Here is a 12,983-nt window from a genome sequence, read left to right as displayed (position 1 = left end):
GAATCCCACGTTTAGCCCATAGCTAAGCATCGGAATTGTTTTATGAATTTTTGTTTTTGGCGGCGGTGATGTCACCGCAACCACTGCTAAACACTCAACAATATTCCGGTTCACCCGCGGGGCGCTCTTTAACAACTGAATTTTCCCGGAGTCACCCCACCCCAGGTCCGACCTGCGATCGGTCCCTACGGCATCGGTGGCGACAGGACTAACGACATTTTTCGCCGTTAGAAGCGGTTAACCTTGCCGTTATACTATCATTATCAACGGTCATATCTCTCCCATTCTCCGATTCTGACCTGGTTTCGACACAGGGTTTTACGTTTGACAATCGTGTAACATATTAGTAATAATTCCGGCGGAGTTATACGGCATATAAGTACCGTATAAACTGAAGAAGGTTATCTGAAGGAGAAGGTCATGAATCTACAGCGACCCAATGCCAACGAAGCCACCCTCACCTCCAACCGTTCCAAGAGCGTCGTGCCCATGAGCGGTATCTGCTCCCGCTGCACCGATGACTGTACCGGTAACTGCGAGGTCTTCAAGTCCACCTTCCGCGGCCGCGAGCTGATCTATCCCGGTCCCTTCGGCCACATGACCGCCGGCGGCGACAAGGATTACCCCATCGACTATTCCCATTTCAATATCCAGGGCTACGCCTTCGGCGGCCGTGGCATGCCGAACGGCGTCGAAGCCAACCCCGACACGGCTACCTTCCCTTCCGTCGATACCACCGCCGAATACGGCTGGGATAAAAAGGTCAAGATGCGCCTGCCGGTGTTCACCGGTGCGCTGGGCTCCACCGAGATCGCCCGCAAGAACTGGGACCACTTCGCCACCGGCGCCGCCATCGCGGGTATCACCCTGGTCTGCGGCGAGAACGTCTGCGGCATCGATCCGCGGCTGGAACTTAACGCCGACGGCAAGGTTTCCAAGTCCCCGGACATGGACCGCCGCATCGAGACCTACCGCCGCTACCACCGCGGCCTGGGCGAGATACTGGTGCAGATGAACGTGGAAGATACCCGGCTGGGCGTAGCCGAATACGTGCATGAGAAGCACGGCCTGGAGACCATCGAACTCAAATGGGGCCAGGGCGCCAAGTGCATCGGCGGCGAGATCAAGGTCAACAGCCTGGAGCGCGCCCTGGAACTCAAGCGCCGCGGTTATATCGTCACCCCCGACCCGACTGACGAGGTTAACGTGGCCTCCTTCAACGACGGTTCCCTCAAGGAATTCGAGCGCCACAGCCGCCTGGGCTTCATCAGCGAAGAATCTTTCATGAACGAAGTGGACCGGCTGCGCAAGATCGGCTTTAGCCGCATCACCCTGAAAACCGGCGCCTATTCCCTTCGGGAACTGGCCATGGCCCTGAAATGGGGTTCCAAGGCCAGGATCGACCTTATCACCATCGATGGCGCACCCGGCGGCACCGGCATGAGCCCCTGGCGGATGATGGAGGAGTGGGGTGTGCCCAGCCTTTATCTCCATTCCGCCGCATATGAGTTCGCTCAGCGGCTGCAGGACAAGGGCGAGAGAGTGCCTGACCTGGCGTTTGCCGGCGGCTTCTCCAGCGAGGACGGCGTCTTTAAGGCGCTGGCATTGGGCGCGCCCTTCACCAAGGCGGTATGCATGGGCCGGGCGCTGATGATCCCCGGCATGGTCGGCAAGAATATCAAGGATTGGCTGGCGGAGGGCAAGCTGCCGCGCACCGTAGGCCAGTTCGGCTCGACCGTGGAAGAGATCTTCGTGCATTACGAGGAAGTGAAGCAACTGGTCGGCTCGGAAGAGATCGAAAATCTCCCGCTAGGCGCCGTTGGCCTCTACAGCTATACCGAGAAACTGCGGGTAGGTCTGCAACAGTTGATGGCCGGCGCCCGCTGTTTCAGTCTACCCGCCATCTCCCGACACGAACTGATGTCCCTGACTGAGGAATGCGCTAAAGTATCGGGGATTCCTTACGTAATGGAAGCTTACCGACAGGAAGCCATCGACGTTCTGGACAGCTAAACCGCTGAATACGGTCAGATAAATGCATGGCCGCGAGAGCGTGGCCATGCATTTTATATTGCGGATTCTCCCTGACCGGTTGACAAAACAGACGTTTCAGCTCATTATGCTTATAACTTTTACTTATGAATAAGGTCGCGTCAGGCTCGAAAGCATATGACGAAATCGCTGACTGAAACCCAACGACTCTTCCAACAAGCCGAACGGGTAGCGGGCATCGGCTCCTGGGAACTGCATCTCGATGAAGGCGTATTCAAAGCCTCGGAGAACGCTCGCCGCATCTACGGTCTGACCGGGGAATCCTGGCCTGCCCGCGATATCCAGCGCATCCCCCTCCCGGAATACCGCCCCCTACTCGACCAGGCTATGGCGGACCTGATAGCGGGCAACAAACCTTACGATATAGAGTTCAAGATAAGCCGCCCGACTGATAAAGCGATCATCGATATCCATTCCGTCGCCGAATACCATCCGGAAAAACGCATCATTTTCGGCATAATCAAGGACAAAACCCGGAGCAAACAGGCCGAAGCGGCTCGAAAGGAAAGCGAACACCGTTACCGGCTGCTGGCCGAAAACTCCAGGGACGTCATCTGGACGATGTCGCTGGAGGGCAAATTCACCTATGTTAGCCCGTCGGTATACGAACTCCGCGGTTATACCCCAGAGGAGGTACTGCGACAATCTCTAGAGGAAGCGGTCTGCTCTGGGTCCATTGCCGCAATCGAGGCGGGTTTTGCCCTTGCGATAAAGGAAATAACCACCGGGGAGAAACAGGACGCCAGCGTTTATTACGAGGTGGAACAACCTCGCAAGGACGGCACCACTGTGTGGACCGAGGTCAGTGCCGGGCTAGCCTATGACGATGGCCACCCGTCTCATATCCTGGGGGTCTCCCGCGACATCACCGCCCGCAAGCAGGTGGAGGAAACGGTGCGTCAGTCCGAAGAGAAGTACCGACTGCTGTTCAACAGTTCAAATGACGCCGTGTTCTTCCATGATGCGGACGGGCGGTTCGTCGAGGTCAACGAAAAAGCCTGCCGTTCACTAGCTTACAGTCGGGAAGAACTGCTGAAGATGAGGATCGGTGACATCGACGATCCCGCGGCAAGGATCGATCAGCCGGCCATCATGCACCAGTTAGGCACCAGCGGCGAAGCAGTATTTGAACAGGTACACCTAACCAAAGACCGGCAAAGAATCCCAGTCGAATTGAGCGCCCGGCAGGTCCTGATGGATAACCGCCCTATGTTCATGACGGTAGCCCGGGACATTACCGAACGGAAAAAAGCGGAGGCGGAAATCAACCGGTCTCTGTCGCTGTTGACCGCCACGCTTGAGGCTACCGCCGACGGCATCCTGGTAGTTGACGTGGACGGCCGGGTAGCGCGATACAGCAGCAGATTTGCTAAAATGTGGCGCATCCCCAGGGAAATACTGGACACCGGCGACGACGGCAAACTGCTCGAATATGTGATCGGCCAAACTGCCGACCCAAACAATTTCATGAAACGGGTCAAGGAATTGTACGCCCAGCCCGATATGTCCAGCTCCGACGTGATCGAATTCAAGGATGGTCGGATGTTTGAGCGTTACTCCCGGCCGCAGCGCCTCGGAGGTGAGATCGTCGGACGGGTTTGGAGCTTCCGTGACGTCACCGGTCGCAAACGCCTGGAAGCCCAACTGCGGAACGCCGCAGAGGAATGGCGGGCAACCTTCGACGCCATGGCTACGCCGATATCCATCCAGGACCGGGACTACAAGATAATTCGAGTCAATAAGGCCTTCGCCAAAGCCATGAAGACTACGCCCGATAAGCTTATCGGCAAGACCTGTTTCGAAGTCAGCCACGGGACTTCCGAACCGGTTCACAACTGCCCCCACCACAAGACACTCAAAGAGGGTGTACCGGCGGAGGTGGAGATTCACGATACCGAACACGGCACTTATACCGTGGTATCCACCTACCCTATGTTCGGCTCCGGGGGAGAGGTGATCGCCAGTGTGCATGTCTCCCAGGATATTACCGAACGCAAACATCTTCAGGAACAGCTCATGGTAACCAACCGCCTGGCCTCCGTCGGCGAGTTGGCTGCCGGCATCGCTCATGAGATCAACAACCCACTGACCGGCGTCCTGGGATTCTCCGAACTGGTGCTTTCAGAAGACATACCTGATAACATCCGGGAGGATGTGGGTCTCATCCATTCGGAAGCCCAGAGAGCGGCTGATGTGGTCAAGAATCTGCTCATCTTTGCCCGCCGCCACCCGCAGGTACGTGAACAGTTGAATGTCAATGAGGTTATCGGACGGGTATTGGCTCTGCGGGCGTATGAGGCGAAACTTAATAATATAGAAATGATCGCAGAACTGGACCCGGAACTGCCGGAGATCGGCGCCGACTATTTCCAGTTGCAGCAGGTGTTTCTGAACATCGTCATTAACGCCGAATTCTTCATGCTCAAAGCCCATAAACGGGGTCGGCTGATCATCACTACAACTTACTGGCCGAAGCCGGGGGTGGTCCGCATTACCTTTACCGATGACGGACCGGGCATTCCGCCGGAGATACTGGAGCGCCTATTCGACCCCTTCTTCACCACCAAAGATGTCGGTCAGGGCACCGGACTGGGACTATCCATCAGCCACGGCGTAGTACAACAGCACGACGGGCGGATATGGGCGGAGAGCGAACCCGGCAACGGTGCTACCTTCATCATCGAACTGCCACTAAATCCGCCACCTCGCGACAACACTGCGGGAATAACGGAATAATGATAGGAAATCTTGACCCCGGAAAGTCATTTTTGATATAGTTACTCCTTAAACAAGGAGGCCTCAATGACCCATCCCCAGTTCAAAGAACTCCGCCGTTCTTACGGTTTTGACGAAGTTGCCATCGTGCCCGGGGACGTGACCATCAACCCCGAGCAGACTGATGTCGGCTTCAAGATCGGCGACGTCAGCTTCAAGATACCGATCATCGCCGCCGCCATGGACGCCGTCACCGACGTCAACATGGCCATCCGGATGAGCCAGCTCGGCGGGTTGGCCGTGCTGCACGGTGAGGGCATCCAGTCCCGTTACCATGACTCGGAGGCTGTCCTTGCGCAGATCGCCGAGACACCCCAGTCCGAGGTCACGGCGCTGCTTCAGAAGATCTATACCGAACCCATCAAGGACGATATCATCGCCGAGCGGGTCAGGGCCATCAAGGCCGCCGGCGGTATCGCCGCCGTGGCGGTCATGCCGGCCAACGCCAAACGCATCGCCCCGGTGGTCGCCGAAGCCGGCGCCGATATCCTGGTAGTTGCCTCCACCGTCACCACCGCCCGCCATATCTCCAAGAGCTACCGCGGGCTTATCTTCTCCGAACTTTGCTCCAGCCTCAAGATCCCGGTCGTCGTCGGTAACTGCGTCAGCTACTCCGCCACGCTGGAACTGATGCGCGAGGGCGTTGCCGGTGTGTTCGTAGGCGTCGGCCCGGGCGCCGCTTGCACCTCCCGCGAAGTGTTGGGTCTGGGTGTGCCGCAGATCACCGCCACCATGGACTGCGCCGCGGCGCGTGAGGCTTACCTGGCCGAGACCGGCCGTTATGTCACCATCATCACCGATGGCGGCTTCAAGAAAGGTGGCGATTTCTGTAAAGCCATCGCCGCCGGCGCCGATGCCGCTATGTTCGGTTCCATCATCGCCCAGGCTAAAGAAGCGCCAGGCCACGGTTACCACTGGGGCATGAGCCATCCCCACCCTTCCCTGCCACGCGGCACCCGCATCAAGGTAGGCACCACCGCGCCTCTGGAGCAAATTCTCTTCGGCCCCACCTCCGTCGTCGATGGCTCCCAGAACTTCGTCGGAGCCCTCCGGACGGTCATGGGAGTCTGCGGCGCGGCCAACATCCGCGAGATGCAGCAGGCGGAAATGGTCATCGCCCCGGCCATCACCACCGAGGGCAAGAGCTACCAGCTTTCCAAGTGCGTATAGAAAGATCTATCTGAGATTTAAAAGAGGGGCTTTCGCCCCTCTTTTCGTTTTGTCATGGATGGTAATGTCAATCGCCAGGATCCGGTACAACACGTTCCGGAATCGGATGTCGCAACACCGGGGATTGCGGCAGGGAAACCGAACCGTTACTCTTTCTATCCGGAATCTCATATTCCATGGCATTCTTCGGACAGCGAGAGATGCATTCGCCGCAACGGGCGCACTCATGCTGCTCTATCTTAGGTAACACGCTGCCGGGAGTGATAGCTTTGTATTCACAGAAAGTCTTGGCGCAAGCCCCGCAGTTCTTGCACTCTGGCTTAAAGCTAAGTTCCCGGCGGGCAATACGCCCCACAACTGAAAGCACCGCTCCCATAGGGCACAGAAACCGGCACCAGGGAGTGAATATAAAAATCGAAGCCACCACCAGAATTACCAGGAAAGTGGTAGGTACCGGCGAAATCTGGGCATTGAATAGGGATTTGAACGGGTCGATCTCCGCAAAAACTTCGGTTCCGGTATATAAGGCAGCGGAAATAATCGCTATCAGAATACCAAAGCGAAGCCACCTGAGTTTATCGCCAACCCAGGCAGGTAGTTTAACACTGAGGTCGCGGCGGTAAAGGAATTGTTGCACCGCCCCCATCGGACACACCCAGCCGCAATAAAGCCTCCCCAAAAACACCGTCGAGAGGATCGGAACCGCCAAAATGATAAAGTGCGCCAGATATTGCTTCGGGTCACCCAAATGAAGGAGTACATTCTGCATGGCGCCGATAACACAGGGGCACAACCCAAGAAAAAATCCCAGGTATACCATAGAAAAAGCCAGTGAAATATAGCGCCAGCGACGGCGCCGGAACAATAAGGCGAAGTACGCAAAGAAAGTCAGCCCCAGGTAAGCCCAGATGAACGGCTGACTGAACGCTCGCTTGAACGCTTCCAGCCATGTCATCTCCGATGCGGGTTCCACTGTATCGCCACCGATGGAAGAGGTCGATGGTACAACGACGACACCCGGTGAAACCTCCCGCGGTATGTTGGTTGTGACAGGAGTGTCGATCACGGCGGTACCGCCTGCCGTCAACGTAACAACCTCATATCCGCCTTCTTTGATGCAATCCCGTACAATCTCCAACTTAGCAGTTCCCGCCGCCAACAACTGAACGGTGAGCACCGTTTTATAAGTATCACGTCCGGCGGATACCCAGGCAGTTTGGCCCACAATAGCCAGATTAGAACTTGTGATGAACTTTGTGTCCGACATGGGGACTGGACAGTTGCGGTGGGTAAGGACGACGGTGATATCCAGCTTGATAATATCCCCCACCTGACCGGAGGATTTTTCGGGCTTGATGGTTATCTCGCAGGCAAAAAGGGGCGCTGCGACTAACAGGAGTGTAGCAAGAGCAAGGACGAAAGAGACTGTAAACCGCCGAAACCAGGATTTGTTACTCATCCAGCCATTATATTGAGGAATAATCGTAATAGTATGAATAAATAATGGAATTTTTGTGGATTACGGAGTTAAAGCACTAACTCGGTAAAAGGGATTAGAAAACAACCGGTTTACAAGACGCTGTGGCTACGATGACGGTTGGTTAAAGCGTCCGCCCCACCGCCGCAGCCACCGGCTTGAGCTCTTCCATCAAGCGGATGAAATCGGAAGGCGAAAGGGACTGGATGCCATCCACCAACGCCTTGCGCGGATCCGGGTGCATCTCGATGAGCAGACCGTCGGCGCCGGCGGCGATCGCCGCTTTGGCCAGGGCCGGGACCAGCGAGTAGTGACCCGCGGCGTGGCTGGGATCGACCACCAGCGGCAGGTGGCTGGCCTTCTTGATCACCGGGATGGACGAGATGTCGAGGGAAAAGCGGGTGGAATCCTCGAAAGTGCGGATGCCGCGCTCACACAGGATGACCTGCTCGTTCCCTTCCGAAAGGAGGTAGTCGGCGGCAGTCAGCCATTCGGTGATAGTGCAGGCGAAGCCCCGCTTGAGGAGCACCGGACGCCGAGTCTTGCCCAGGTGAGTCAGCAGCGAATAATTCTGCATATTACGCGAACCGACCTGCAAGATATCGACGTAATCCGACATCATATCGACGTCATGAGCATCGACGACCTCGGTGATGACCGGCAGGCCGAAGCTCTTGCGGGTTTTATCCAGCAGTTCCAGTCCTGATTTTTTGAGACCCTGAAAGCTAAACGGGGAGGTGCGGGGCTTGAAGGCGCCCCCGCGCAGAATGCTGGCGCCGGAAGTTTTGACCACGCGCGCCGCCTCGGTGAGCTGCTCTTCACTTTCCACGGCGCACGGACCGGCCATGATTACAATGCGATTGGTACCGATATCGATGCCTCCCACCGAAACGATGGTATCCGCCCTTTTGAACTCCCGCGAGGCCAGTTTGTACGGCTTCATGATTCGGGTGACGGACTCCACCCCCGGCAGTACGGCGAACTGATCTGTGGGTATGAGTCCAGTATTGCTGCCCAAAAGGGCAACGACGACCTTGTCGGTGCCTAGGTTGAGCTGCACGTTCAATCCTAGGGAACGGGCTTTATCGGTTACGGCGTCAATCTCGTCTTTGGGTGCGCCGTTTCTCATCTCTACGATCACGGGGCAGGGTATCTCCTATCGACGGATTAAAAATTTCGTTGCCACTTATACTTTAGCACATCTAGAGTTGAGACCGGGAATGAAGACCGGAACAGGGGTGACTTGATCCCGATTCTCTTCGGCATAATGACCGTGATCTCCAGTCACGTCACCTCCAGAAGTTCCCCAGGTGATCGGCTCCGAGCAGTTATCATGCGCGGGTAAAGCAAAAACCATTGACAACAGCACCAACCAAGCATAAAGTAATGCTGGACCGACAACCGGAGCGATAAGATGAAACGCCTGGCTCCCGTAGTACTGGTTACACTTGCCTTGGTCTTCATCGGCAGCCTTCCCTCCCCCCTCTCCGCCGCCGATCACGAAATTCAGGATGTCATGAACGGCGCGGTTTCCGGACTCAATGTTACGGTCAACGGTTCCGGCGGGGGATATTACGGACAGTCTCTCCAGGCTACCTTCAATAACACCACCGGCGAAACCCTTACGATAAAGGTCCCCATCGGGCTGGCCATGGTTCCGCAGAATGTCGGGACCCAGACGATGTTTACCGCCGGGGCGGAGATCATAACCGTACCGCCAGGCGCCAGCCAGAGTCTCATCATCGCCTTCTGCGGTGAAAAACACGATTCAGGACCCCGCCGGTCAGATATATTCACGCCCGGCGGATTTGCCACCGGCAGTCTGCTGCAGACACTGCAGAACATCAACCGGTCAGGTAGTTTCGGCAACGACGCTCAACAGGCGGTGTGGCACCACACCGACGGCATCGATATCTCCAACAATGAAACCGCCACAGACCTGGTCTCCGGTTTCGGCGCACTGGGCACTACCGCCGTCGCCGGGCTGGTGGCAGCCGTGGTGGCGGGGGGCGGGGCACTGCTGCTGAACCGGGTTGAGAGAGACGGGGATTCCCCCCTGGCGGAAGACGGCGAACCGCTCATCGCCGATGCCGGTGACAGTATAGGAGATATAGACATCGCCGGTTATCGCCAGGATCTACTGCCGCCCGAACTCCGGCCACCGATTGAGATAGCCGAAATTCCATCGCCGGAAGATCCAGCCGATCGCATTATGATTGCCAGCAGCGATGAAACAGGTTTGGAAATGCTTTGGAATGCCTTTCTTGAAGGGCGACGCATGAATCCGCAGGCACCGGCTGAACGTCCTCCTATCTTCGGTCATCCAGCGTCAGAAGATGAAAACTGGACAGAGTGGTGGGATAGAACAAAAAGAGAATACGGGTGGGGGCAAAGACAGTCACCGGAGGAGCGTGAAAGACAGCATGCCGAGTGGGAACATGCTGGAGATGTGATAAAGGAAAATCCACCGCTTGGAAGCGGCGGTAAATTGGGCCCAGCTCTTACCGATAACGATCCTTCTGAATTTGTTAAACAGGTAAACAGAGAAAAATATGAGGAAGGGGCCGTCGAAGGAATCAGGATCATCAGGCGTCTTATGAATTTGACTTCACTCACCAACGCCAAAGGCGACGTCAGAGATATTTCCGGCGGCGCTAACATCTTAAGAGATTATGTCGAACCTGATGCCGGTGGGGCTATCGAAGCGAGCTGTGTTTATCAGAAAGACGATGCCGCTCATCAAGCATGGCGGGAATATTATGAAAACCACGGTAAGATACCAAACCCGGACAATCCCGGGGAGGTACAAGAATTCATGAGTATTTATCACCGGATGAAAGGAAAATAACCGTGGGTCAAATCATCCCGCAATCACCGGTTCCCAAGCTCCCGATGTACCACCCATCCCAGGCTTTTGCCTTGTTTTATTACCTTTGTGCCGCTTACCGCAAGGGGCAATTTTCCTTTCGGCAATACAGCAACGCTTTGAAAACACTCCGCTTTTTCGACGAAAACAAGGCGATTTGGACGATCGGCGCCGGGTCTGGGAAGTGGTACCGGCGAGCAGGAGACAAGTGGGTCCGCGACGAACCATCCGGCCAAATAGTTTTCACCATTCAAAGTGCCTGGCACGATTATCTACGGAAAATGGAACAGACAGGGGCGTGCGATAAATGCGGCGCTCAACTGCCTGCATTGTCACGATTCTGTCTGAATTGCGGCACTCCCGCGCAGAAATCTTCCGCGTCCCACACCCCCGTTACCAAAGGTGTCTATTGCCGTAACTGCGGTCATGAACTCAAATCCGGCGCCCGGTTCTGCAACAATTGTGGGAAGGTGAGGCAATAGAGTGCTCAATACAGTCCTGGTCATCGCAGGTTACGCTTCAATCCCGCTGGTGCTGCTTTCGGTATTTGCCATAGTGCGAACTGTCGGCAAACCACGCCCGCTGGTGGCATCCGGCCTATTAACACAGATGCTGTTCAGCGCCGCATTCCTGGTGCTATATCGATTCTTGCTCAACTTGGGCGAGCCGACACTGCTTTCCTGGGGACTGCTGGGCGCCGGGTTGCTCGGTGGCGCGTTTCAGGGGTTCACCACCAGGATCGACGTAAACGGTGATAAAATCACTGCTAAACGATCTGTCGTCTATCTGATAATCTGGGGATTGTCGTTCAGCGCCACTCAGGCTCTGGCGATGCTGGGACAGGATACCATTGCCGCCTACGGTCTTTCATCGGTTTATCTGGCCACCGGAATGGCTATCGGCATGAACGGCACCCTGCTGGCACGCCGACTGCTGGTCTCTACCGGAACATTCACAGCCCCGGTCACATCTTCGGTACCCTGTCCGAATTGTGCCGCGCGGAATTCATCGAACCGGAAATTCTGCCGGAGCTGCGGCATCGCGCTTTCACCCCTCCGGACCGCCACCCCCGCTTACAACCGGTCATCATCCTGCCCGCAATGCGGCCGGATGACAGCACCCGGACAGAAGTTTTGTAATGGCTGCGGCCGGGCTTTGCCATAATCGATTCGGAGGATAACAAATGGAATGTCCCAATTGCCACGCGATGAATGAGACCGGGGCCCGGTTCTGCGGGGACTGCGGGGCTACATTAGCAATTACCCGGGTAGCACCGTCAATCACCGCTCAACCACAGCCTCAATTCTATTGCCAGCGTTGCGGGACAACGAATCCCGCGGGTTCGAAATTTTGCGAAGCCTGCGGCGCGTCAGTCAATCCGGCCGGGGTATCGATGACGAACTCAAGAACCGGTGATACAACGGGTTCCAAAGCAGGGAAACCATCAGGCGCATGGTGGCTGTTGCCTGTATTGTTTGGCGTGGTGGGCGGTATCTTCGCTTGGACGGCGATTAAGGGAAAGGATAGCGAACTGGCCTGGAGGATGTTCGCGCTGGGGCTCCTAATCACAGTATTTGTGATTTCCTTTATCATCTCGAACGACGGTTTCCCCTCATTCTCGGATTTCAGTTTCGAATGATAATAATTCAGTCACAACACATGCGGTCTTTTCGATGAAAACAATGAACAGACCAGGGATCGGGGGTATTTTATCGATTCTTGCCGGATTGATCGGCGGACTGGGAATTCTTAACTACTGGATCGGCTTCGGTCCTGAACACAGCGGCTTCGGCAAAGGAGACATACCGCCCTTCGTACCCAGTATCATTTTCAGCTTGCCCATCCCGGCTTTGATCATTGCCGCAGTTTCGATAATTGGCGGGGTTTTTATTCTAAAGCGCAGGAATTACCGATGGGCTTTGATCGGCGGGGTGACGGCTGCGGCGTCATTCATTCCGTTAGGTGTGCCGGCATTGGTTTTGATTGTTATGTCCGAGAAAGAGTTCAATTAGGTTTCAACTGCTTATGTCCACTCCAATCAGCCATCTCACCCAGTAATACCCATCCAGATCCGGTACGACCAACCTAACAGGGTATCCGTCCTCATCCGTTAGTTCAGCCCCGTCTTTCAAGTAGGCTAGGATAGCGCTATTTTCTTCAAGTTGTTCAACAGTGAAAATCATCTCATAGCCATCAATGGCGGTGAAAATAACATGCCCCGCATTTTCCTTCGCACCAGCAAAATCCAGCAAGCTGGTTATCGAGACACCTGTCCATTTGTTATATTCATAATACACACCTGGACAGAACAGATAGGCAAATACCGATGTTGTGTCTAAATGCACAAGATCTCCGTAGCTCAAATTCAAAGGCTGTTCGACCAGACCGCTGACAGAGATTCTGTAATTTATAATGTCGGATATGTTCTTCCCAGGAACATAAGACTCGGCAGCGTCCGGCGGAGAGGCTAATGATTCAGTGACGGCGCAACCAGAAATCAGCACCAATGCCAACATAACGAAGGCAGCCATAATTGTCTTGAGAGTTGATAACACCAAATTCTTCATAATGTCATTATGAGTGCTCGACGGACAAATGTCAGTGATGCTGGTTACAAGTAGTTTGGAAAAAATAAGAACAATG

The 12,983-nt window shown here is 55.4% G+C and carries 11 protein-coding genes; 8 read left to right on the top strand and 3 right to left on the bottom strand.

Annotated elements, in window-relative coordinates; genetic code table 11:
• Positions 1–420 precede the first annotated feature (420 nt).
• The 3 genes from ABFB09_RS02125 (at position 421) to ABFB09_RS02115 (ending at position 5,997) form a co-directional block, all read left to right on the top strand.
• A complete protein-coding gene (locus tag ABFB09_RS02125) occupies positions 421–2,013 on the top strand; it encodes an FMN-binding glutamate synthase family protein (RefSeq protein WP_346999544.1) in 1,593 nt (530 codons plus the stop codon).
• Positions 2,014–2,169: 156 nt separating this feature from the next.
• Positions 2,170–4,788 carry a PAS domain S-box protein gene (locus ABFB09_RS02120; protein WP_346999543.1) on the top strand — a complete coding sequence of 873 codons (2,619 nt, stop codon included), beginning with the start codon at positions 2,170–2,172 and terminating at the stop codon, positions 4,786–4,788.
• Between the two features lie 66 nt (positions 4,789–4,854).
• Positions 4,855–5,997: a GuaB3 family IMP dehydrogenase-related protein gene (locus ABFB09_RS02115; protein WP_346999541.1), complete on the top strand. Its 1,143-nt coding sequence runs from the start codon at positions 4,855–4,857 to the stop codon at positions 5,995–5,997.
• 67 nt (positions 5,998–6,064) lie between these two features.
• Here ABFB09_RS02115 and ABFB09_RS02110 read toward each other — a convergent pair whose 3' ends face one another.
• Together ABFB09_RS02110 and aroF are read right to left on the bottom strand one after the other, a co-directional pair.
• Entirely contained in the window at positions 6,065–7,456 is a 1,392-nt protein-coding gene (locus ABFB09_RS02110) for a 4Fe-4S binding protein (protein WP_346999540.1), read from the bottom strand.
• 142 nt (positions 7,457–7,598) lie between these two features.
• Positions 7,599–8,615 carry a 3-deoxy-7-phosphoheptulonate synthase gene (gene aroF, locus ABFB09_RS02105; RefSeq protein WP_346999538.1) on the bottom strand — a complete coding sequence of 339 codons (1,017 nt, stop codon included), beginning with the start codon at positions 8,613–8,615 and terminating at the stop codon, positions 7,599–7,601.
• Between the two features lie 273 nt (positions 8,616–8,888).
• Here aroF and ABFB09_RS02100 point away from each other — a divergent pair, with 273 nt between their 5' ends.
• The 5 genes from ABFB09_RS02100 to ABFB09_RS02080 all read left to right on the top strand — a co-directional run bounded on the left by ABFB09_RS02100 (position 8,889) and on the right by ABFB09_RS02080 (position 12,352).
• Positions 8,889–10,322 (top strand): hypothetical protein, encoded by a 1,434-nt coding sequence (locus tag ABFB09_RS02100; protein ID WP_346999536.1) that lies wholly within the window; start codon positions 8,889–8,891, stop codon positions 10,320–10,322.
• A gap of 2 nt (positions 10,323–10,324) precedes the next feature.
• Positions 10,325–10,822 (top strand): zinc ribbon domain-containing protein, encoded by a 498-nt coding sequence (locus ABFB09_RS02095; protein ID WP_346999535.1) that lies wholly within the window; start codon positions 10,325–10,327, stop codon positions 10,820–10,822.
• A gap of 1 nt (position 10,823) precedes the next feature.
• On the top strand, positions 10,824–11,504 hold the full coding sequence (locus tag ABFB09_RS02090; RefSeq protein ID WP_346999534.1) for a zinc ribbon domain-containing protein: 681 nt from the start codon (positions 10,824–10,826) through the stop codon (positions 11,502–11,504).
• Positions 11,505–11,733: 229 nt separating this feature from the next.
• Positions 11,734–11,979 carry a hypothetical protein gene (locus ABFB09_RS02085; RefSeq protein WP_346999533.1) on the top strand — a complete coding sequence of 82 codons (246 nt, stop codon included), beginning with the start codon at positions 11,734–11,736 and terminating at the stop codon, positions 11,977–11,979.
• Between the two features lie 43 nt (positions 11,980–12,022).
• Positions 12,023–12,352: a hypothetical protein gene (locus tag ABFB09_RS02080; RefSeq protein ID WP_346999532.1), complete on the top strand. Its 330-nt coding sequence runs from the start codon at positions 12,023–12,025 to the stop codon at positions 12,350–12,352.
• A 3-nt stretch (positions 12,353–12,355) separates the two neighbouring features.
• Here the strand turns inward: ABFB09_RS02080 and ABFB09_RS02075 are convergent, their stop codons facing one another.
• Complete coding sequence (locus ABFB09_RS02075; protein WP_346999531.1) at positions 12,356–12,907, bottom strand: molybdopterin-dependent oxidoreductase; 552 nt, start codon at positions 12,905–12,907, stop codon at positions 12,356–12,358.
• Between the last annotated feature and the right edge of the window lie 76 nt (positions 12,908–12,983).

Source organism: Dehalogenimonas sp. THU2, from assembly GCF_039749495.1.
Taxonomy (GTDB): domain Bacteria; phylum Chloroflexota; class Dehalococcoidia; order Dehalococcoidales; family Dehalococcoidaceae; genus Dehalogenimonas.
The sequence above is the reverse complement of the archived record's forward strand: the minus strand, read 5'-3'. Positions and strand labels throughout refer to the sequence as shown.

Bases quoted from the DNA above. Each gene is read 5' to 3' on its own strand.
- ABFB09_RS02080 (WP_346999532.1), top strand. From the start codon at position 12,023: ATGAACAGACCAGGGATCGGGGGTATTTTATCGATTCTTGCCGGATTG.
- ABFB09_RS02125 (WP_346999544.1), top strand. From the start codon at position 421: ATGAATCTACAGCGACCCAATGCCAACGAAGCCACCCTCACCTCCAAC.
- ABFB09_RS02100 (WP_346999536.1), top strand. From the start codon at position 8,889: ATGAAACGCCTGGCTCCCGTAGTACTGGTTACACTTGCCTTGGTCTTC.
- ABFB09_RS02115 (WP_346999541.1), top strand. From the start codon at position 4,855: ATGACCCATCCCCAGTTCAAAGAACTCCGCCGTTCTTACGGTTTTGAC.
- ABFB09_RS02120 (WP_346999543.1), top strand. From the start codon at position 2,170: ATGACGAAATCGCTGACTGAAACCCAACGACTCTTCCAACAAGCCGAA.
- ABFB09_RS02085 (WP_346999533.1), top strand. From the start codon at position 11,734: ATGACGAACTCAAGAACCGGTGATACAACGGGTTCCAAAGCAGGGAAA.
- ABFB09_RS02075 (WP_346999531.1), bottom strand. From the start codon at position 12,907: ATGAAGAATTTGGTGTTATCAACTCTCAAGACAATTATGGCTGCCTTC.
- ABFB09_RS02110 (WP_346999540.1), bottom strand. From the start codon at position 7,456: ATGAGTAACAAATCCTGGTTTCGGCGGTTTACAGTCTCTTTCGTCCTT.